The following is an 18,536-nucleotide window of genomic DNA, read 5'->3' as shown; positions in this document are numbered from 1 at the left end:
GGCGCGGCTCGCCGCGATTGAATGGCTCAACGGCTCAGCTCGATGCCCGAATGACTCACCGGCCGGCCGGTCACTAGATTGGCGGCGTGGACGTGCTCAGTGAAACCATCACCGCCATTTGTACAGGTGCTCCTACCTGCGGAATGTTCATTCGCCATGCCCCGTGGGGCCGTGGCTACCCCGTGGTGCCGGGCACCGGATTCCATGTCGTGCTCGCCGGTTCGTGCTGGCTGGTGCCGCCCACCGGCGCACCGATCGCGCTGGGCGCCGGGGACGTGATCCTCATGCCGCGCGGTTCCGACCACGTACTCGTCGACAGCCTCGACAGCCCCGTGACCGAACAGGCTCACATCGGCGAACCCCGCGAGCTCACCGGCCCCGGCCCGCGCAGCGAATTGATGTGTGGCGCTTACGCACTCGGCCGTCAGCGCAGTCACCCGCTACTCGACGAGCTGCCCGAATTCGTGCACATCCGCTCCGGCACCGATCCGCGCCTGCGCGGCCTCCTGGACATCCTGGCCGCCGAACTCACGCAACCACGCGCCGGCACCGATGCCGCCATCCCCGCGCTGCTGGAAACCCTGCTGCTGTTCGCCCTGCGCACCTGGTTCGAAAACCAAGCCACCCCGACCGGCTGGGCCGCAGCCTTCACCGATCCGGACGTCCTGGCCGTACTGCGCGCCATCCACGACGCCCCCGAACGGGCCTGGACGGTACCCGACCTCAGCGCCGTCGCCGGCGTGAGCCGAGCCACCCTGACCCGCCGTTTCACCGCCACGGTCGGCGAACCACCCCTGTCCTACCTCACCCGCTGGCGCATGCTCACCGCCGCGCGCCTGCTCCGCGACACCGACACCCCACTGTCCGGCGTCGCCCGCAAAGTCGGCTACCAGAGCGAATTCGCCTTCGCGAAGGCGTTCAAACGCGAATACGGTCTCGCGCCCGGCCAATACCGGCGCGGGGAGGACGCGCCCGCCATCATCGCCGTCTGAAAACACAAGCGCCCCAACGCGGGATCCGATACCCCGGGCTTGTTGCTAGCTCGGTGACGAACCCGACGGAGCCGGCCTGGTGAACCGCACGCCGTTGAACGTGTGGGTGCAGCACCCACACCGAGGCTCCAGGCTCGATGCATCGATACCGGGGTTCACAACCTGCAGTGTTCCGTCATCGGCGACGTAGAGCCCGCTGTAATAGGTCGACTCACTGACCCGCACATAGTCCCGGCGGTCAGCTTCCCGCATCGCCACCAGCCAGAAAATAGGTTCAATCCGATCGAGCCGGGACTGAGCTTCGGCATACGTGCCCTCCCAATCCGAGCCCACCTTCGACAACAAAAACCGAAAGAGCGGCGTGTAATCACGCCCCCGCCGCTCCACCCGCCCCATACCCTCCTGCGTCACATCGGAATTCGCCACCCGCTTCGTATTGCGCCGATGCCGGTACTCACCCCCGCGCGGTCGCGACCCCCGCGCGGTGGTGTTGTCCTTCCGATACAACGGCGGCTTGTCCACCCCTCGAGCCTATGCCACCCACAACCGCCCTCCCAGCCCCCGCAGCGCCCGACCTCGTCCCGCGGTGGACCTACGATCGGGCGATGGATCGTGACGCGCCACTGACGAGAAGTTCCTTCCGCAAGCTACATCCGATCGTCGCCCCGCTGCAGCTTGCACAACTGCCTGCCCGTGTCTGGACTGCGAGCGACTGGGACCGCATCCGAATGGGCTATAAGGCGCCGAGCATGGACGAGAAGTGGGACGTCTTCACCGAAGGCGACACGGTCTTCATGCACCGCAGTTGGACCGGTTACGGGATATACCAGGTGCACTTCTCCCCGATCGACGTCGACAGCCGAAAAATAACCTCGGCAACCGTCGAGACCGATCCCGAACACCACCGGCGCATGACCGACGACTACGACCGCGTCATGATCGAACTGATCCTCAGTGGCATCGTCCTCGGCGAACCGGCCCACGAACTCCGCTCCGCATTCACCGCCGCCATCGCGGCCGCACGCACCGCTGCCGCCGATTCCAGCCCACAAGCGGCTCAGCACAGTATTCTCGGCGCACGCCCTGACCACGCGCAAAGTGAGTAATCACGGTCGATTCGATCAGGGCACCACAACCCGATTACCGTCGCGGTGTGCCATGGAGAGCCGAACTGGTTGAAATCATCGAAGAACTCGACGGAAGGTTGCCGTTCACGCGCTCCATCTCCCGGCTCGCAACGACACTCACCGATGGCGTGCTGACCCTCTGGGGCGCGACGCTGACGCCGATCGAGTGCCGGCCGACATCGCTGCCGGGTGCGGCTCGACTGCTGGATGTCGACGCGGGGTCGAATGTGATCGCCGCGGCCACCCCGGACTGTTTGTGGATTCAGGCTTTTGCGGGCGCGGAGCCGCTCCGGGTGCCCGTTCCCGCCGACAGTGCGGCCTTCATCGCCCCGGATCGACTACTCGTGACCGCGCCCAGCGCCCCGCGAACGGGACGGCGATTCACCGAATCTCACCGGGTACTGCTGACCGACCTCGCCGGTGAAATTCTCGCCGAGACGCTCGTCGAAGTCGACGACGCCGCACCGCGCCTGCTCCGCCACCCCACTGAGCCCGCGGTGGTCGGCGATTTCACGATGGGCCAAAACGGCAACGTGCTGACCGTCATCCGCGCGGACGGAGACGAGCTCGTGGTTCGGGAGATCTTTCGCGGCGACGATTACCTCAGCCTTGCGTTCGACTCGACCGGTGAGCGGCTGCTGCTCGGCGCCTACCCCACTGATCCGTCCCATGTGGTGGTGACGAATTGGCCGAGCCTGGAGATACTCGGGGCCCTCGATGCCGAATCCATCGGTCTCACGATGGGATTCGACACTTACGGCGGCTATCTGCGCGATGATCGCGTGCTGCTCTTGGGCACCGAGCAAGCTCCCGTGCTGACCAGCGGCGCCCTCACCGACGCGCAGATCCTCGACCTGGTGGACCTCGAGAGCTGGGCGGGACCGGAAGGATTCGTCGAGAGCGTGGCGCCCCTGTCCTCGGACCTGTTCGCGGCCGTCCTGTGGGAAACCGGCAGACGGACGACGACCCTCTGGCGCATCCGCGAATAGGTCGCGGGCTCGCGCCGGTCCCGCCGCGCGGATTGTCAGCGCCCGGAACCGCTTTCGAGGAATTCGCGGATGAAGCACAGTGGGCAGATCGGGTCGAACGGTGCGGTGATCGGAGTCGCGGTAGTGGTCGAGGGTGCGGCCGGCAGTTCGTCGGTTGCCGCAGCGGCGATTCCGGGTTGCAGGGCGAGCGTGACGGTAAACGCGCCGCCGGCAATGACATTCAGCATTTGACGGTACAAGCGATCCTCCATCTTCGTCACAACAGGAGTACGAGTCCCCACAGTACGCCCACCAGGGCGAGCAGCAGCGGCGGGATCATCGTCCGGGTCGAGGGCCACGTCGATCGCCAATACCCTTGTGCGACAAGCGCTGTCTGCAGTCGTCGGTACAAGGGCGGGATGCGATGGACGATCACCAGTACCGTCATCGCCACGATATCCAGGACCGCCAGCACCAGGATCAAATTCGTCACTGTGGTTCCCCTAGGCCGACTTTCCCCGCAGCCTAGCCGGTTGCGGCGCCGCCGGTCAGTTGGACGCCGGGCTGATACCCATCAGTGCGATTCAGTTGGGCCAGGTGCCGGTGAGGCGGCGGGTGGCGGTGGCGCCGGCGCGGTCGACGGCGGCTTTGACGCCGGCGAAGATCGCGCCCTGGATGACGGCGGCGAGGAGGACTTCTTGCCAGCTGCGCTCCTCGTCGGTGGCCTCGGGTGCGGTTTCGTCGTGGCCGAGCAGCTTCCAGGCCTGCTTGAATGCCGCGCCGGCGAGCAGGCCGCTGATCATGCCCAGCATCAGGCCGACCGGTTTGTAGGCGATTTTGGTGGCTTTCATGGGTTCATCCGTTCCGGCGGCGGCGCACCACCCACACCGTCGTCACCAGGCCCGCCGCACCGGCGCCCGCGAGCACCAGGCCGCGGTGATCACGGGCCTGGTCGGCGGGCTGGGATGTCCTGTGCCGCACCGGTTCCGGCGTCTTGTCCCGCACGGTACGACCGACCTGCGCGGTCCGGGCACGAGCCTGTTCGGCGGCGTCGGCGGTCTTGTCCTTCAACTGATTGACCTTGGCGGCGGCCTGCTGCTTGGCCGCCTCGGCCTTGTCGTGCGCGCGGGCTTTCACATCGGTCTTGGCCGAAAGCGCTTCGACGGTCTGCGCGAGTTCTTCGCGGGTGTTCTCGACCTGCTCACGCAGTTCGTCGACGGTTGCCGCGGTCTGCTGTTCCGGGTCCGGCTTGTTCATCGCTGTGCGCTCTCCTTGATCTGCGCGATATCGGCTTTGACGGTTTCGATCGTTTGCTCGGGCGCCGGCGGTGTGGCCTGACCGACCTGTTTGCGACCGACCAGCGCCAGCACCGCGGTGATCACGGCGAGCACCGCGGTGACGATCAGCGCCGACGCCCACACCGGCAATTCCACGGCCAGCGCCGCGATCGCGGTGAAAACCAAGGCCTGCAAGGTCAGGAACCCGACCACGCCCGCACCGCCGAACAGCCCGCCGCTGACCCCGTACCGCTTCCCCTTCTCCTTCATCTCGGCCTGTGCCAGCCTCAACTCCCCGCGCACCAGCTCGGTCAGCTGCTGTGAAGCCCGCTGCACCAGCTCACCCACCGTCTCCTGGTCAGGGTTGTGGGTAGCCGGCCCGGCTCCGATGTGCTGCGGTTGCACACTCGACACGGCGATCACCTCCGGATTCGCTGTCGCTCGATGGTCACGTCCGGATAGCCCCGAACGCCTCTGTCAACCGCCTACCCAAACCTGGGCGTCTAACACGGGGTAACCACCTGCTCGCGACCTGTCTGCCCCGGGTGACGTCCGCACAGCCTCTCGCGCGATCCAGCGGGTATCGGACAACGCGGTGAATGGCACTCGGGTCGTAAGTGTTTCGGCAAAAGGTGGTGGCCGGTCCATGATCCGGACTAACGTGATGCGTTGATGGATGACAGGCCTCGGTGCCCCCGCTCGGCTGTCAGGCAGGTCTGGCGAGAGTTGCCAGGAGCTCGTTTCCGACACGCTGATCCAGGAGTTGGCCATGAACGACCCGACCGGTCGGTGGTCGCGCGGCGACGGTGGTGACTCGGGCAGTGAAGAACACGCTTTTCGGCATCGAGCCTCCCGGAAGAAGGGCAGCCCGCAGTGAACCTTCGTGACGTCCCCCGCGGACCCGGGCGGATGCCGGTTGTCGGCCACGGCTGGCGGCTGCGGCGCGATCCGGTCCAGTTCATGGTGGATCTGGCCGGCATCGGGAAAATAGTGCGTGTCGATATCGGCACCCGCGTCGTCTACGTCATCACCGATTTCGGACTGCTCCACCAGGTCTTGGTTGATAACGCCGACTCCTACGAGCGCGGCCTCCTCTTCGAGCGCATCCGCCTCATATTCGAGGAATCGCTGATCGTCGCGGATGGCCAGCAGCACAAGGAGATTCGCCGCCTGGTGCAACCGGCGTTCCATCGCACGGAACTGGAAGGCTACGCGCCGATCTCGAAACGCTACGCCGATGCGCTGGCGGACTCCTGGCAGCCGGGCCAGCTCATCGAGGCCCGTTCCGTGCTGTTGGACTTGGTGATCACCGTTCTGCTCGAGTCCATGTTCTCGCACGCGCCCGAAGCCGGTGAACTGCAACTCATCTCGGGACTGATCGACAGCATCAGCGCGGGCGCCATCGTCGGCAGTGTGCTGCCGAAGCGCGTGGCGAGCCTGCCCCTGCCGGTGAACCGCGATTTCCTGTCGGCCGGTACGCGACTGCGGGACTTCTGCCAGGACCTGCTCGTGGCGCGCCGGCGCAGCGGTGAGCGCCGGAGCGATCTGATCGACGTCCTGCTGAATTCCCCTGGCGCCGAACACCGTAGCGACAAGTTCTTGTCGGAGCAGGCCGTGACGATCCTGTTCGGTGGGATGGACGCCTTGACCGCCACCCTGACCTGGTCGCTGTATGAGCTGTCGCAGCGTCCGGAGGTGGCTGCGAAACTGCGGCAGGAGATCGCCGATACGCAAGGGCTCGACCCCCGGAAACTCGATCAGCTCGACTACCTGAACTGTTTCCTGAACGAGGTCACGCGATTCCATTCGCCGATCCTGCAGACCAGGCGCAGCGTCACCACCGTCGAACTCGGCGGATTCACCTTCCCCGCCGGAACCGATATCGGATACAGCATCGCGGCGGTCCACCGCGACCCGCGAATCTTCGCCGAGCCCAACACCTTCGACCCGTATCGGTGGTCGGACTCCGGATCGAAGGTCCGGGGCTTCGTCCCGTTCAGCATCGGCAATCAAATGTGCGTCGGTCGCAACCTCGCCTGGGTGGTACTGCAGGCCACGCTCCACAGCCTGCTGTCGAAGTGGGAGTTCCACCCGGTCGTGACCAAGAAGCACGGGCGGGCCTTCGGTCCGATCCCCGGCATGCGATCGCTTCCGCTGGAGGTCCGCCCCGCCGTGGCAAGAGCGATCGCGACCACCGAGCCGGTGAACCTCGGCTAGGTCTTGCGTGATTTGGTGAGCGTCGCCCTGCGATATCCGGACATCCGGCGCAGGAGGACGGGCAGCACGGCCGCGGCGGCGAACAGGGCGACGGCGACCAGGATGAAGTAGAGCAACGACCCGGTGCGCCCGAAGCGGGGTACGAACGCGACCTGCTGACCGGTCGCGGCGACGGCATTGAGGAACGGGGCGTAGGCCTGCAGGGTGAAGCCGTGCGGAAGCAGGTTCATGGCGGCCTCGGCCACATACACCCAGAACAGGAGGACGGCGACGGCGGCGGACGGCGCGCGGATCAGCGACCCGACCGCGATGCCCACTCCGCACGCGGCGAACGCGTACACCGGGACGGTCCAGAGGAACCGGACACCGGCCGAATCGGTGATGTCAACGGCCCCATACAGTTCCGGGAACTGGTGGGGGAGCGTGACCATGACGACGACGAGCAGCACCAGCGTCGATACGGCCGCGATGGCGCCGTAGTAGATCCAGCGGGCCAGCGCGGCCGTCCACAGCCGGGGGAACAGGAAGGTGTTGAGATCGTTTGTCGGGCCGCGTCGTTGGGTGCCGTGGGCGTAGGCGGCGGTGACCATCATGATCGACACGGAAAAGGTCATCACCCAGTACACGGAGTTCACGGTGGACACCGGGGACACGAAACGCTGTCCCGGGAGGGTGGCGAGTCGTTCTGCCACAGCGGCGATTCCGAAGGTGACGGCGAGCGGCAGGGCGAAGGTGAGCGGGACGGCGACCGTCCACAGGAAACTGCGTCCGGTGGTGCGGGTCCATTCGGCGGTGACGCCGCGGCCGATGAGGGTGGCCGGACCGGGACCGTTCATGAGGCCGCGCCGGACACGACACGGGTGGGCAGGCCGGCGATGCGCACGTAGGCGTCTTCCAGGCTGGTCTCGCCGGGCTCCAGCGTGCTCATCAGCTGGGTGAAGGGCTGGTCGGTCAGCACGCCCCCGTTGCCGAGGATGACGATGTGGTCGGCATTGCGTTCGACCTCGTCGAGCAGATGCGTGGCGACCAGGACGCAGGTCCCGGCCGCGGCCAGATCGCGCAGCAGTTCACGGATCCAGCGGATGCCCGCGACGTCGAGGCCGTTGAGCGGTTCGTCCAGCAGCAAGGTCCGCGGCTCGCCGAGCAGTGCGGCGGCGATGCCGACGCGCTGGAGCATGCCCAGCGAATAGTGCCCCAGCCTGCGATCGGCGACCCGGACCAGGTCGACGAGCTCGAGCACCTCGCCGACCCGGCCGGTCGACAGGCCACGGGCACGAGCGATCCAGCGCAGATGCCGGCGCGCGGTGTGGCGTGGGTCGAAAGCCCGGTAGTCCAGGTGCATTCCGAGTGTGGCGGGGGCGGTGTGATGGGCTCGCACCAGGGTGTCGTCGACCCGGACGGTCCCGGTGGCAGGCGTGACGAGGCCGCAGATGCACCGCAGCAGCGAGGTCTTGCCGGTGCCGTTGAGACCGATCAGGTAGGTGACCGTCCCGTCCGCCACGGTGAGTTCCGGGACTTCGAGGACGGTCACGCCCGGGTAGCTCAGGGTGAGGTCACGAATATCGATCACGGTGCCCGGAGCCGGTCAGAAGTCGCAGGACATCGACAGTCCTACGGCCTGAATGCCCTCGCACACAGAGCTGTTGGAGAGTTTCCAGACGCCGTCGATCCGTTTCCAGACCACGCGCGCGGTGATATCCGGTCGTCCGACCGACTTGGTGCGCAGCATAGCGGTGTGCACGTTGCCGTCGTGGGTTTCCGGACCGGAGATCTCGTTCGAACCGTACGGTGCGCGGAACAGGCCGGTGTTGTAGAGGGCGTTCGCGACCGCGACCGCGCCCATACCGCCTTCCATATTGGCCGCTTTGGCTTCGTCGGAGACGCCGGGCGTTTCGATCAGGAACACGACCTGGTCGTGGAGATCGTCCACGGTGGGAACGTCTTTGGTGATGAGGAACCCGCCGGGGGCGGCGGAGGCGGCTGGGGCATTGACAATCGAGGCGCCGGTCGAGGCCACGGCGACCGTCATGATCGACGACACGACACCAGCGACGATATTGAAGGACTTCATCTCTTCATCCTCTGATCAACTGGGACAGCGCATGATGCACGCTCGAATGTGAAGGGAGCCATCAACGAAATTGGCGCATCAAAGGATACTCGTGCTCGTGGCCGCTTCCTCAGGGTTTGCGCCCGATAGCGCCGAGCATGATCATCCGGGTGGTCGGCAAGCCGGGGCGGAGCCACTGCTGTACCGGCACTACGCCGGGTTCGAACAGGTCGAATCCGTCCATGAATGCCTGTGTCTCCGGTGTGGACCGGAATTTGACCTGGGACGGAGTGTTGTTGGTGCCGGTCAGGACCCGCAGTATCTCGGGGTCGGAGTCGGAGGAGCCATGACTCATCGCCAGGTAGCTGCCCGGTGCCAGCTGATCACGGAAGGTGGCGACGATGTCGGCGGGGCGTTCGTCGTCCATCACGTAATGCAGCACACCGGAGAGTATGACGGCGACCGGCTCGTTGAAATCGATCAGCTCGCGTTCGCGCAGTTGCTCGAGAATTTCACCGGGACAACGAATATCGCCCAGCAGTGCGGTGACTCCGGGCGGCCCGGCTAGCAGCGCGTCGCAATGGGTGACCACGACCGGGTCGTAGTCGACGTACACCACCTGTGCCGACGGCTGGATCTCCCGAGCCGCCTCGTGCACGCTGGGCGAGACCGGGATCCCGGAACCGAGATCGAGGAACTGACGGATACCGGCATCGGCGGCCATCTCGACCGCTTTCAGTAGGAAACCCCGGGTGAACCAGACCAAAGTCTTGATTTCGGGCACCTGCGAGAGCATCCGGCCGGCCATCTCCCGGTCGGTCTCGTAATTGTCCTTCCCGCCCAGCAAGTAGTCGTACACCCGGGCGGCGCTCACCTCTTCGGGATTGAGCGAGTCCGGTTTCCGTCTAAGCTCCGACGCGGCAGGTCCATCTGCACCTTCGGCCACAGACTAACCGTAGCCGACCGCCACGCCGGGTGTGCGCGAATTGCCGCCCCGGTCGGGTCGCGGGTGTACCGCGTTCCGGCGCAACGTGATTCGACGCGCCCCGGCAGGCCGACGGATACCTATTCTCCACCGCTGCCGTGGGTCGGGCTCGGAACTGTCTCAGCCAACGCGACCGCGTGTGCCACCGCGGACCGCGCGCGGTCGACGGTCGCGTATCGGCCCAGGCCGCACGGGGCCGCGACATCCACGGGGCCGCCGTAGGCCGACTCCGCCATCGCCAGCGCCTGGCGGGCCTGCGCGAGCGGTTGTTCCGGGTGGGCGAGCCCGGCGACCACGCGCGTGCCGGCCGGTACTTCCAGGCGCGCCAGCGGTGCGTAGTACCGCGGGCGGACCGGCGCCTGTTTGCCGTCGCCGATGGGCATGTGGATGAAATCGAGGTGCCTGCCCGCGGGCCAGTGGTGCGCTATCGCGTTGGCCAGTGCGACAACCGGGGCGGTCGACCTCGGCCGGATGGCGGGTTTGTCGTCGAGGCTGCCGAAGCACAGGTGCACGCCGAATCGGGAATCGTGCGGGGCGCGTGCGACCAGGCGTGCGATCGCCCGGCCGGCCGCCGTGGCCGCGCCGTGCCGCAGCCCCGGGGGCGCGGCCGCGCAGAGCAGGGTCTCGGCGGCCAATTCGAGTTGGAATACGACATTGTCCTGCAACGCTTCCTGGATGCGGACGATCTCCCTGACGGTGGCGTCGAGGATCGGGCGGTAGTAGGGGAAGCCGCCGCGCCACCGGAGCATGCGCGCCTCGAACGCGATGAAACCGACGACGAACGGTGTCGGGATCCCCACCTGCAAGCGAAGTCCGGGATCGGTCCGCCGCTGTTCGGCCAGCGCGTCCAAGGCCCGGCGGGTCTCCTTCGCATAGCCGAGCGCGCTATCGACATCGGCTTCGGCCAGCGATCGGCCCGGCCGCAGCCGAAAGGTGTCGCGGGAGCGCAGCGAAGACCAGTCACCACTGCGTACAGGCGCCAGCGCCGGAATCTCGCCGAGCCGGTCGATGATCGGTCTGATGTACCACTGGGCGCGATACGGGTCGGCTTCACAACCCGGAACCATGCCGTCGAGGAACTCACCGGCCGTATCGACGGCGAACCCCATAGCCTGCTCAGGACTGTCCAACTGTGCGGGCAAGCTGCCCACGAAGTGAACCCTACGTTTGGCCTGCACGGCGCCAGTCTCGCATACCGGCTTACCCGAGGCGTGCGCTCCCGCTATTCCGCCGGCGGCCGGGAGTTTCCGCGTCCCGCGTTTGGTACCTTCGCAACCCCTTCGAATTCTTCGACCTGCCAACGCCACTCGTTCGCCTCGAACCGCCCCAGCACATCACGCCGGTATATCCGGAAGAGCTCGAGAATGGTCGCTGCGGTCGCGGAGGGTGAGGGCGGGTTCGATTGCTCCGGTGAAGGCGGCGAGGCAGAGTTGGGTTAGTTCGGATCGGGAAATCGATTGTGACTGTGTCCATTCGACGCATACGGTGCGGCCGAAGACCAGCCAGCCTTGGATGGCGAGGGCGCCTAGGTGGCGTGCGTGGCCGGTTAGTTGGAGTTTGTCGAGGAGGCGTTGGCCTACGGTGTCGAGTTCGCGGGCGATGATGGCTTGGATCGCCGGATCGCCGGAGAGTGCGCCACGATTGACGGTTGCGGCGGTGCGTGCGTTGTCGAGGAAGTACTGGATGTGGGTGTCGACGGCGGCTTCCAGGAGTTCGGTGAAGGGGCGGTCGTCGTCGACGTCGGCGGTGGCGAGCAGGCGGTCGCTGGCGCGCTGGAAGATGGCCGTGTAGAAGTCGCGCTTGTTCGGGAAATAGTGGTACATCAGGCCGCGGGTGACGCCGGCGCGATCGGCGACGTCCTCCATCAGCACGTCCTCGTACGGTTTTTCGGCGAAGAGCTCGGCGCCGACGTCGAGTAGCTGGTTGCGCCTGTGCTCGGGGCTCATTCGTCGTGCGGCCATCACACCAACTTACTTGACACGTGTACAACAGCCGGTAGCCTCGCTTGTTGTACATGTGCGAAATAGCTTGGGGGACACACCATGAGCACATCCACTACTCCGCCCACCGTGCCCGGCTACGTGAACTGGATGGCCGAGCGGATTCTGCGGTCGCGCGCGCATCGGCTGATGAGCAAGAACACCATGCTGCTGATGTTCACCGGCCGTAAGACCGGCAATCGGTACACCGCCGTGGTCCGATACGTCCGGCAGGGCGATCAGCTCAGCTGCTACACCGACAGCAAATGGTGGATCAACTTGCGCGACAACGCCGCCGTGGAACTGCTCGTCGCCGGTCGGAAGGTCGTGGGCAGCGCGATCGTCGTCGCGGAGCCGGCGGCCGTCGCCGAAAGCCTGTCGGCGTTTCTCCATGCGGTGCCCGGAGATTCGCGCTATTACGGTGTTCGCCGAGGCGCCGACGGGCTTCCCGATCCCGATGACATCAGGGCGGCATCCCTGCGCACCAAGCTCATTCGCATCGATACCGCCTCGGGTGCCTGACGCAGGACAGGCCTGACACTCGCGCGCCAGGCCCTGCCCGAATCCTGCTGCGTACACGTCACTTTCGGTGACGGATCAAAGCTGGTTGTCTACGAACAGCTTCCACATGCGGTTGAAGATGTCGGCGTTCCAGTTCTGGTTTCCGGTCGGGGTCGGCCAGTTGTGTGCCTGTTCCGGGGTCGGCTGGTCCTGGTAGAGGCGGTAGACGACTTCGGAACCGGTTGCACAGGCGTAGCTTTCGCCGTTCTTGACCTGATAGCCGGATTCGGTGGTCTTGGCGCCGCAGCTGTTGTGCATGCGCCACATGTCGCGATTGGATTCGGCGCCGGCTTGCCAGGTCAGGGCGTCGTTGGCGGCGAGCATGACGCCGAAGGAGATGTCGCGGCTGGGGGAGCAGTCGAATCCGCCGGGGAAGTAGGAGGCGAAGGTGGCCGCGGAGGCGATGGTGCCCGCGGAATCGCAGGCCATGCGCGAGGTCATCTGGCCGCCGTTGGAGTGGCCGGCCATGTGCACGCGGCGCGGATTCACGCAGTACTTGCCCGCCACACCGGTGATCACCTTGCGCAGGAAGGTCACATCGGCCGAGCCTTTGGCCCAGTCCCAGCCGCCGTAGCCGCCGCTTTCCGCCTTGGGACCGCGCGGGTAGGCGACGATGAACTTCTTGCTCTCGGCATATCCGTCGAATCCGGTCTCACCGGCGAACTTGTCGGGTGAGCTCATGCCGCCGTGCACCGCCACGATCAGCGGTGCGGCCCCGGTCAATCCCTTGGGCACGTACACCAGATAGGGACGGCCGTCGTCGGTCTGCATGGTGATGCGCTTGCCGGCGGTGTCGGCGGTGGAGCAGGCCGCCGACGGTTCCGCCACCTGCTCATCCTGGATTTCCACCTCGCCGACACCGGGCTCGGCGGTGGCGGGAGTTCCGGTTCCGGCCAGCGTGGCCGTCGCGATCGTCGCGAATAGTAGTGCGGCGAAACGCCGAATATGCAGTGACAAACTGAATCACCTGTCCCTCAATAGCTTTCGTGAGGGAAGGTAACAGGGTGATCTAGTTCCTGTGACGGTTTCGAAACGATCGCTCGGATTTGTCGGCGGCGGTGACGGCGATCCAGGGCTGGAATCTACGGATCGAGACCGTGAATGATGAAGTCCGTGAACGGATTCCCGTTGTACCCGCCGATCGCCGCCCGTATATCGAAGGTGGTGCCGGCGGTGCTGAGGATGAACACCCAGACCTTCGGTGTGGTGGCGATGCCGCTGTTGTCGGTGGTGTAGGAGGCGTACGCCTGCTCGGAATTACCGTCGAACGAGATCCGCATCGCCTCGCCGCCGGGGGCGTAGGGGGAGAAGTAGATCGGCACGCCGGCGAAGGGAACACCATTGCCCTTGCCGTATTTCACCGACAGCGGCGCGGCCGAAACCCAGTCCATCCCGATACCGCCGCCGTGCACCGTCTGATTGTTGCCGGCGACGATGGTGAGCACATTGGCGGTCGGGTTCGCGGGCGCGGCGTTGTTCCACAGCGAGACCGCACCCGTATTCGGATCGGTCCCGGCGAACACGGCGAGGGTGCCCTCGTCGGTGATCGTGGCGACATAGCTGCCCTGCGGCCGGGCCTTGGTCGAGATAGCCCAGTACAAGCCCTGATTGTGCCCCGGGTCGGTGCCCTTGTAGACGCAGAGATTGCCATCGCTCTGCATGATCGCGAAGCACGCGAACGCTGGTTTGGCGATGCGATTGCTCCAATACGCCTGCCGCCCGGCCTGAATGCCACTGCCCGGCGGAGTCCCGCACACCAGGGTGAGCGCCCCGGTATCGCCCAGGCTGATCCCGTATCTGCCATTGGCGGAAGGCAATACGGTGTTCCGCGCGATCCACTGCCCCGCCTGCAGACTGCTCCCGCCGGTGACCCGATTCGCCGCATAGCTCTGGCTGGAATTCCAGGTGATATACGCCGGATCGAACCCGTTGTCCGGCACCACTCCCGCCGGAGCCGAACCGATCTGCAGGTTCCCGTCCGGCGCGAACACCGCCCAATAGTTCGGCCCGGGCCCCTGCTGCCAGGTATTCGTAGCCCAGCAGGGCCCGTGATTGTCGGCCGGACCGGTTCCGCGATAGATGACGAAGTTGCCGTCGGCCTGGATGATCGCGAAGTACTGCCCGTTGGTCTGCGCCGGATTGAATTTCCAGCTCTTGTCGATATGCGCCGACCCGGCATCACCCACCACCGAGTAATACGGCTGGCTCGGATCGATATCGGCGTAAGCGCCCCCGGTGGCCCCCGGCTTCGCGAAGTAGAACCGCAGATCCCCATTGCCCTGCAATACGGCGTAGAACCCCGACCGCGGCCCCTGTTTGAAGAAGTAGTCACCTACCCTGAGATAGTTCCCCGCCGCCAGCGCGGACCCCTTGTTCGCGCCGCCGGGCGGCAGCAGATTTCCACTGTTCAAGCTGGTGGTGCTCATCGGCTTCTCGCTTCGTCCGTGCCGATTGTGATGAGCTTCGATCGTCCGGCGACGCACCCGCCCGGTCAATAACCGCGCGCGAAATCTTGTTCCCGGCAAGGCAAGTCGTCGACGACGCGCCGAGGAATCCCGCGCGGAACGACGGCAGCCGCCCGGCGATCCGGATCAGATCTCGGGCTTGCGGTCGGCCCGGTGCGACAGCCGCTGGCTGAAGGTTTCCGCCCAGGCGGCGGCCTCGGATTCGTCGTCCTCGGGCGCGGGACGTCCCGGCCGGGCCTGGCCGGGGAGATTGTGCTGCTTGCCGGAGCCGGGACGGGCCTGCATGGCGAGGATTCGGACGCACCAGGACAGATACGCTTCCAGGCCCATGCCCGCCGCGTCGGCCGCTTCCATCAAGACGAGTCGGTCTTCCTCGCCGACCGTCACCACAATGTCCCAGGTCGTCATGACCGCTAACGCTAGTCCTCGGGCGCGAGGGGTGCGGGATGCGTGACCCGACATCCGCGATCCGGCGTCGCCTGCGCGGGCGTCAGCGCGATGTCAGGCCGGCGTCAGGTCCGTATCAGCGCCGGCGGCGAGGGTGATCGGCATGAATCGCAGCGCACCGGCTTGTATTGCCGCCGAAGGGATACCGCCGATCAGACCGTGGCCGGGCGGAAGTCCAGGACCGCTGCCCCGGAGCTGAAGGACTGAGTGCCGGCCAGCGTCCAGGCGGACGGTACGGCGCCGTCGTCGAACAGGCGGCGTCCCGAACCCAGGACGAGGGGGTGGATGAACAGTTTCAGCTCGTCCACCAGGGCCTGCTCGAGCAGATACCCGACCAGGTCGATGCTGCCGTAGACGAGGAGATCGCGGCCGGGTTCGGCTTTGAGCTCGGCGATCCGTTCGGCGAACGCATCGTCGACGACGATGGAATTCCAGGCGGGGGCTTCGAGAGTGCGAGACACGACGTATTTGGGGATGCGGTTCATCCGGGCGGTGAAGGCGTCGGATTCGTCGCGGTGCGGCCAGGAGGCGGCGAATTCCTCGTAGGTGCGGCGGCCCAGCAGCAGCGCCCGGCTCTCCGCGAGCTGCCCGTGCTGGTACTTGGCGTGCTCGTCGTTCCAGAACGGTCCGGTCCAGGCCGGATTCTCGACCACGCCGTCCATCGACATGTACATCACCACAACAACTTTGCTCATGGGGCGAGTCTTCGTGAGCGGCGCGGGCGGACCAAGACCGGAATCCGGTCCACAGCGTGTAGCGGAATTTCACGAAACGAGGATCGATGTTGGAACGACTCGAGCTGGAGGCATTTCTCACGCTCGCGGAGGAATTGCACTTCGGGCGGACCGCGCAGCGGCTGCGGTTGACGACCAGCCGGGTCAGCCAGATCATTCGCAAGATCGAACGACGCATCGGCGCACCGCTTTTCGAACGCAACAGCCGGTCGGTGACCCTGACCGCGATCGGCAAGCAGTTGCGCGAGGACCTGCAACCGGCCTACGACCAGATCACCGCGGGACTGACCGCGGCGAGCCTCGGCAACACGGTGAAACCCACCATCACGGTGGGGTTTTCGGCGCCGTGGTGCGGGAACCTGATGGTGCGGGCCGCCGACCTGTTCCGGATTCGCCACCCGGGCAGCGTCGTACACGTGGAGGAGATCCAGCTGGCCGACCCGCTGGGCCGAATGCGTTCGGGCGCAGTCGATCTGCAACTCACCGAGTTCCCGATCGCCGAACCCGACATCACCACCGGCCCCATCCTGTTCTCCGAACCGCGATCGCTGATGGTGCCCGAAGGACACCGCTTCGCCGCCCTCGATTCGGTCTCCCTGGAAGACCTGGCCGACGCCACCCTGATCACCATCGCCGACGACCGGATACCGCGCTACTGGATGGACTACTACTTCCCGCGCCGCACCCCCTCCGGCCGCCCGATCCCGCAGGGCCCCGCCACCAATTTCTGGCCCGAAGTACTGGTCCACGTGAGCCAAGGCGTAGGCGTCAGCACCGTCTCGGCCCGCGCCGAACGCTTCCATTCCCGCCCGGGCTTGGTCTTCGTGCCGTTCCGCGACGCACCGCCGATCGACTACGGCCTGATGTGGCCGGCGAACCGCAAGAACCCGCTGCTCGCACCGTTTCTCGCGATGGTCGCCGAGGCCGCCCGCCCGGCCGACCCCGGCGTGTAGCTCAGCAGGCGATGCGGGTAGGCGGTTCCGAGTGGCGGAAAGGGTTGCGGGCGTGGCGATTGCGGGGAACCGGTGAGCGCGGGATCGCCGGGGCGGCGGTTCTGGCCGGGGCCATGACGGCTTCCCACCACGGTCGTAGCGGGCTGGGTTCGGGCCAGTGCACCACGTCGGTGTGCGGATCGGTGGTCATCACGGTTTCTCTCTCACCATCGGGGCTGGGATCGAAAGGGGCGGGTGAGCCCGCAAGCCCCGTGCTGAACGGGCTCACCCTTCACTCGTGCTTCGGCGGATGAGGTTTTGTATGAGGCTCGACAGATAACCTCTGTCATCCGGCATAGATATTTTCTAGCACTCAGCACAGGCGAGTGCAAGGAGTGAAAGGTGCCCGGTGGCACGGCCGCGGCTTCAGAGGTCGGCGTCGTCGGCCCGGAACTCCTCGGCGACCGCGCGCACCTGCTTCATGCCGATCTCGGTGAATTGCCCTATGGCCTGGATGGTTCGGGCCTCCAGCCCGAGGTTCAACGCCTCCGCCGCCGCGACCAACCGGCGGTCGAGCAGGTCGCGATAGGCCGGGTCCTGCTCGGGCAGCCGTTCGAGCAGGGTCTGGAGCTCCGACAGTATGGTCAGAGCCTCCGCTTGCTCGTCGCTGACGTGTATCTCTTCTCCGTTGCCGCGCTCCACCATTGCTTCCTCCCGCGCGGCGGGTACCTCGTCCGCAATCGCCGCCGCGGCTTCGCTGACCATCCTGGTGAACCCCGGGCGCTCGGCGACAGCGACGATTGCGCCACGCGGCCGCCGATCGCGCCAGCCCGGAACCAACTCCCCGCGGCGGGCGCCGCTACTTCTTGGGGACCAGGATCCCCGTCAGATCGGCATTGCGGATCGGTGTCTGCGCATTGGATTGCGCCCGGCACATCAGGTCGATCGTGGTGATGGCGCCGTCGACCGTCTCCGGGGACGGTGTCTCCAGCTGCGTATCGTTCTGCAGGTATTTACGCACGGTGACCTGCTGTTTGTCGTGATCCTGCGCGATGAACTCATTGCAGGGCGTATCGCCGCCCTTGTTGACGACCTCCTCGGCCTTGTCGCAGCCGGTCAGCACCAGTGCCGCCGCGATCAATGCCGAAGCGGCCCAGGTGGTTCCGCGAGTCCATTTGTGACCAGACATGCTCAATCCTTTCGCCATGACCACTACCGTCGATCGCCTCGGTGCTGGTGCCACGGGTGCAGCACCCAGACCGCGGCGAAGAACGAACCGAAGAAGCATCCCGCGATGATCGCCGCGGTCGCCCCGTCCACCGTGTCGAAGATCAGCACCGCGACGCCGGTCAGCGAAATGCCCAGCAGCGCGAGACCGGCGATCGCGTACCGGTGCGCGGTGACGACCACGCTCGCGATCCGGTGCTGCCGGAACATCACCCGATGCGCCGCGACCGGGGCGACCAGGCAGACGGTGGCGCCGATCGACGTCGCGACGACCAGCAGATACAACTGCCGCATCGAGTACGACAGCATTTCGAAACGGTTCTGGAACGGCAAGGTCAGCAAGAACCCGGTCAGCAACTGCACGCCGGTCTGCACCACACGCAGCTCCTGCGCCAGGCTGGACCAGTTGCGGTCGAGCCGTTCGGTTTCCGTTTCGTGCCGGCGGTTGTCGCTGCCCATGTCCTTCGACCTTCGACCTTCGACCTGATGATCGATTACCTGCCTCGGCCATACCCGCCCGCTACCGCGTTCATGCACCGAAGATCATTCCGGCCACCGCGCTGTTTTGCCCCCGT

Annotated in this window: 26 protein-coding genes; 6 read left to right on the top strand and 20 right to left on the bottom strand. The window is 66.1% G+C overall.

Annotation, left to right across the window (positions count from 1 at the left end; genetic code table 11):
* The first annotated feature begins 86 nt into the window (after positions 1 to 86).
* Positions 87 to 992 (top strand): AraC family transcriptional regulator, encoded by a 906-nt coding sequence (locus LTV02_RS15120; RefSeq protein WP_456299814.1) that lies wholly within the window; start codon positions 87 to 89, stop codon positions 990 to 992.
* A 45-nt stretch (positions 993 to 1,037) separates the two neighbouring features.
* Here the strand turns inward: LTV02_RS15120 and LTV02_RS15115 are convergent, their stop codons facing one another.
* Positions 1,038 to 1,514: a hypothetical protein gene (locus LTV02_RS15115; RefSeq protein WP_233040591.1), complete on the bottom strand. Its 477-nt coding sequence runs from the start codon at positions 1,512 to 1,514 to the stop codon at positions 1,038 to 1,040.
* A gap of 83 nt (positions 1,515 to 1,597) precedes the next feature.
* Between LTV02_RS15115 and LTV02_RS15110 the strand changes: the two genes are divergently transcribed.
* Positions 1,598 to 2,098, top strand: coding sequence for a hypothetical protein (locus LTV02_RS15110; RefSeq protein ID WP_233040590.1), 501 nt, complete (start codon positions 1,598 to 1,600; stop codon positions 2,096 to 2,098).
* A gap of 47 nt (positions 2,099 to 2,145) precedes the next feature.
* Positions 2,146 to 3,108, top strand: a complete 963-nt coding sequence (locus LTV02_RS15105) for a hypothetical protein (protein WP_233040589.1) — start codon at positions 2,146 to 2,148, stop codon at positions 3,106 to 3,108.
* A gap of 35 nt (positions 3,109 to 3,143) precedes the next feature.
* On the opposite strand, the gene LTV02_RS15100 is transcribed toward LTV02_RS15105, so the two are convergent.
* The 5 genes from LTV02_RS15100 to LTV02_RS15080 form a co-directional block, all read right to left on the bottom strand.
* Entirely contained in the window at positions 3,144 to 3,368 is a 225-nt protein-coding gene (locus LTV02_RS15100; protein ID WP_233040588.1) for a hypothetical protein, read from the bottom strand.
* A complete protein-coding gene (locus LTV02_RS15095; RefSeq protein ID WP_233040587.1) occupies positions 3,365 to 3,580 on the bottom strand; it encodes a hypothetical protein in 216 nt (71 codons plus the stop codon). Before LTV02_RS15095 ends, LTV02_RS15100 begins: the two co-directional genes overlap by 4 nt.
* Before the next feature lie 91 nt (positions 3,581 to 3,671).
* Positions 3,672 to 3,938: a DUF4235 domain-containing protein gene (locus LTV02_RS15090; protein ID WP_233040586.1), complete on the bottom strand. Its 267-nt coding sequence runs from the start codon at positions 3,936 to 3,938 to the stop codon at positions 3,672 to 3,674.
* Between the two features lie 4 nt (positions 3,939 to 3,942).
* Positions 3,943 to 4,344 carry a DUF3618 domain-containing protein gene (locus LTV02_RS15085; protein WP_233040585.1) on the bottom strand — a complete coding sequence of 134 codons (402 nt, stop codon included), beginning with the start codon at positions 4,342 to 4,344 and terminating at the stop codon, positions 3,943 to 3,945.
* Entirely contained in the window at positions 4,341 to 4,778 is a 438-nt protein-coding gene (locus tag LTV02_RS15080; RefSeq protein ID WP_233040584.1) for a phage holin family protein, read from the bottom strand. Before LTV02_RS15080 ends, LTV02_RS15085 begins: the two co-directional genes overlap by 4 nt.
* Before the next feature lie 459 nt (positions 4,779 to 5,237).
* Here LTV02_RS15080 and LTV02_RS15075 point away from each other — a divergent pair, with 459 nt between their 5' ends.
* The gene (locus tag LTV02_RS15075) at positions 5,238 to 6,581 is read left to right on the top strand and encodes a cytochrome P450 (protein WP_233040583.1); all 1,344 of its coding nucleotides are present in this window, start codon (positions 5,238 to 5,240) and stop codon (positions 6,579 to 6,581) included.
* Here the strand turns inward: LTV02_RS15075 and LTV02_RS15070 are convergent.
* From LTV02_RS15070 to LTV02_RS15045, 6 genes are all read right to left on the bottom strand, one after another.
* Positions 6,578 to 7,417 (bottom strand): ABC transporter permease, encoded by an 840-nt coding sequence (locus tag LTV02_RS15070; protein WP_233040582.1) that lies wholly within the window; start codon positions 7,415 to 7,417, stop codon positions 6,578 to 6,580. The genes LTV02_RS15075 and LTV02_RS15070 overlap by 4 nt on opposite strands.
* On the bottom strand, positions 7,414 to 8,151 hold the full coding sequence (locus LTV02_RS15065; RefSeq protein WP_233040581.1) for an ABC transporter ATP-binding protein: 738 nt from the start codon (positions 8,149 to 8,151) through the stop codon (positions 7,414 to 7,416). Before LTV02_RS15065 ends, LTV02_RS15070 begins: the two co-directional genes overlap by 4 nt.
* Positions 8,152 to 8,166: 15 nt before the next feature.
* Positions 8,167 to 8,652, bottom strand: coding sequence for a hypothetical protein (locus tag LTV02_RS15060; RefSeq protein WP_067710008.1), 486 nt, complete (start codon positions 8,650 to 8,652; stop codon positions 8,167 to 8,169).
* A 109-nt stretch (positions 8,653 to 8,761) separates the two neighbouring features.
* Positions 8,762 to 9,577: an SAM-dependent methyltransferase gene (locus LTV02_RS15055; RefSeq protein WP_233040580.1), complete on the bottom strand. Its 816-nt coding sequence runs from the start codon at positions 9,575 to 9,577 to the stop codon at positions 8,762 to 8,764.
* A 119-nt stretch (positions 9,578 to 9,696) separates the two neighbouring features.
* Positions 9,697 to 10,767, bottom strand: coding sequence for a hypothetical protein (locus LTV02_RS15050; RefSeq protein ID WP_233040579.1), 1,071 nt, complete (start codon positions 10,765 to 10,767; stop codon positions 9,697 to 9,699).
* Positions 10,768 to 10,950: 183 nt separating this feature from the next.
* A complete protein-coding gene (locus LTV02_RS15045; protein ID WP_233040578.1) occupies positions 10,951 to 11,577 on the bottom strand; it encodes a TetR/AcrR family transcriptional regulator in 627 nt (208 codons plus the stop codon).
* Positions 11,578 to 11,658: 81 nt separating this feature from the next.
* Between LTV02_RS15045 and LTV02_RS15040 the strand changes: the two genes are divergently transcribed.
* Positions 11,659 to 12,117 carry a nitroreductase/quinone reductase family protein gene (locus LTV02_RS15040; RefSeq protein ID WP_233040577.1) on the top strand — a complete coding sequence of 153 codons (459 nt, stop codon included), beginning with the start codon at positions 11,659 to 11,661 and terminating at the stop codon, positions 12,115 to 12,117.
* Between the two features lie 75 nt (positions 12,118 to 12,192).
* On the opposite strand, the gene LTV02_RS15035 is transcribed toward LTV02_RS15040, so the two are convergent.
* The 4 genes from LTV02_RS15035 to LTV02_RS15020 form a co-directional block, all read right to left on the bottom strand.
* Positions 12,193 to 13,113 carry an alpha/beta hydrolase family esterase gene (locus tag LTV02_RS15035; RefSeq protein WP_233040576.1) on the bottom strand — a complete coding sequence of 307 codons (921 nt, stop codon included), beginning with the start codon at positions 13,111 to 13,113 and terminating at the stop codon, positions 12,193 to 12,195.
* Between the two features lie 125 nt (positions 13,114 to 13,238).
* Entirely contained in the window at positions 13,239 to 14,582 is a 1,344-nt protein-coding gene (locus LTV02_RS15030) for a hypothetical protein (protein WP_233040575.1), read from the bottom strand.
* A gap of 165 nt (positions 14,583 to 14,747) precedes the next feature.
* Positions 14,748 to 15,029: a hypothetical protein gene (locus LTV02_RS15025; protein ID WP_067709994.1), complete on the bottom strand. Its 282-nt coding sequence runs from the start codon at positions 15,027 to 15,029 to the stop codon at positions 14,748 to 14,750.
* Between the two features lie 191 nt (positions 15,030 to 15,220).
* Positions 15,221 to 15,763, bottom strand: a complete 543-nt coding sequence (locus tag LTV02_RS15020) for a dihydrofolate reductase family protein (protein WP_233040574.1) — start codon at positions 15,761 to 15,763, stop codon at positions 15,221 to 15,223.
* Positions 15,764 to 15,849: 86 nt separating this feature from the next.
* Between LTV02_RS15020 and LTV02_RS15015 the strand changes: the two genes are divergently transcribed.
* Entirely contained in the window at positions 15,850 to 16,755 is a 906-nt protein-coding gene (locus LTV02_RS15015) for a LysR family transcriptional regulator (protein ID WP_233040573.1), read from the top strand.
* 1 nt (position 16,756) lies between these two features.
* On the opposite strand, the gene LTV02_RS15010 is transcribed toward LTV02_RS15015, so the two are convergent.
* The 4 genes from LTV02_RS15010 to LTV02_RS14995 form a co-directional block, all read right to left on the bottom strand.
* Positions 16,757 to 16,945 (bottom strand): hypothetical protein, encoded by a 189-nt coding sequence (locus tag LTV02_RS15010; protein ID WP_233040572.1) that lies wholly within the window; start codon positions 16,943 to 16,945, stop codon positions 16,757 to 16,759.
* A gap of 215 nt (positions 16,946 to 17,160) precedes the next feature.
* A complete protein-coding gene (locus LTV02_RS15005; protein WP_233040571.1) occupies positions 17,161 to 17,499 on the bottom strand; it encodes a hypothetical protein in 339 nt (112 codons plus the stop codon).
* A 94-nt stretch (positions 17,500 to 17,593) separates the two neighbouring features.
* On the bottom strand, positions 17,594 to 17,923 hold the full coding sequence (locus LTV02_RS15000) for a hypothetical protein (RefSeq protein ID WP_233040570.1): 330 nt from the start codon (positions 17,921 to 17,923) through the stop codon (positions 17,594 to 17,596).
* Positions 17,924 to 17,946: 23 nt separating this feature from the next.
* The gene (locus LTV02_RS14995) at positions 17,947 to 18,420 is read right to left on the bottom strand and encodes a DUF6328 family protein (protein ID WP_233040569.1); all 474 of its coding nucleotides are present in this window, start codon (positions 18,418 to 18,420) and stop codon (positions 17,947 to 17,949) included.
* Positions 18,421 to 18,536 lie beyond the last annotated feature (116 nt).

This window comes from Nocardia yamanashiensis (assembly GCF_021183565.1).
GTDB lineage: Bacteria > Actinomycetota > Actinomycetes > Mycobacteriales > Mycobacteriaceae > Nocardia > Nocardia yamanashiensis.
Note: the sequence above shows the minus strand (reverse complement) of the source record. Positions and strands in the feature narration are given on the sequence as shown.

Excerpts from the sequence above, each read along its gene's own strand:
- LTV02_RS15110 (WP_233040590.1), top strand. The coding sequence starts at position 1,598 with ATGGATCGTGACGCGCCACTGACGAGAAGTTCCTTCCGCAAGCTACAT.
- LTV02_RS15090 (WP_233040586.1), bottom strand. The coding sequence starts at position 3,938 with ATGAAAGCCACCAAAATCGCCTACAAACCGGTCGGCCTGATGCTGGGC.
- LTV02_RS15085 (WP_233040585.1), bottom strand. The coding sequence starts at position 4,344 with ATGAACAAGCCGGACCCGGAACAGCAGACCGCGGCAACCGTCGACGAA.
- LTV02_RS15070 (WP_233040582.1), bottom strand. The coding sequence starts at position 7,417 with ATGAACGGTCCCGGTCCGGCCACCCTCATCGGCCGCGGCGTCACCGCC.
- LTV02_RS15060 (WP_067710008.1), bottom strand. The coding sequence starts at position 8,652 with ATGAAGTCCTTCAATATCGTCGCTGGTGTCGTGTCGTCGATCATGACG.
- LTV02_RS15045 (WP_233040578.1), bottom strand. The coding sequence starts at position 11,577 with ATGGCCGCACGACGAATGAGCCCCGAGCACAGGCGCAACCAGCTACTC.
- LTV02_RS15040 (WP_233040577.1), top strand. The coding sequence starts at position 11,659 with ATGAGCACATCCACTACTCCGCCCACCGTGCCCGGCTACGTGAACTGG.
- LTV02_RS15030 (WP_233040575.1), bottom strand. The coding sequence starts at position 14,582 with ATGAGCACCACCAGCTTGAACAGTGGAAATCTGCTGCCGCCCGGCGGC.
- LTV02_RS15025 (WP_067709994.1), bottom strand. The coding sequence starts at position 15,029 with ATGACGACCTGGGACATTGTGGTGACGGTCGGCGAGGAAGACCGACTC.
- LTV02_RS15020 (WP_233040574.1), bottom strand. The coding sequence starts at position 15,763 with ATGAGCAAAGTTGTTGTGGTGATGTACATGTCGATGGACGGCGTGGTC.
- LTV02_RS15015 (WP_233040573.1), top strand. The coding sequence starts at position 15,850 with ATGTTGGAACGACTCGAGCTGGAGGCATTTCTCACGCTCGCGGAGGAA.
- LTV02_RS15010 (WP_233040572.1), bottom strand. The coding sequence starts at position 16,945 with ATGACCACCGATCCGCACACCGACGTGGTGCACTGGCCCGAACCCAGC.
- LTV02_RS15005 (WP_233040571.1), bottom strand. The coding sequence starts at position 17,499 with ATGGTCAGCGAAGCCGCGGCGGCGATTGCGGACGAGGTACCCGCCGCG.
- LTV02_RS15000 (WP_233040570.1), bottom strand. The coding sequence starts at position 17,923 with ATGTCTGGTCACAAATGGACTCGCGGAACCACCTGGGCCGCTTCGGCA.
- LTV02_RS14995 (WP_233040569.1), bottom strand. The coding sequence starts at position 18,420 with ATGGGCAGCGACAACCGCCGGCACGAAACGGAAACCGAACGGCTCGAC.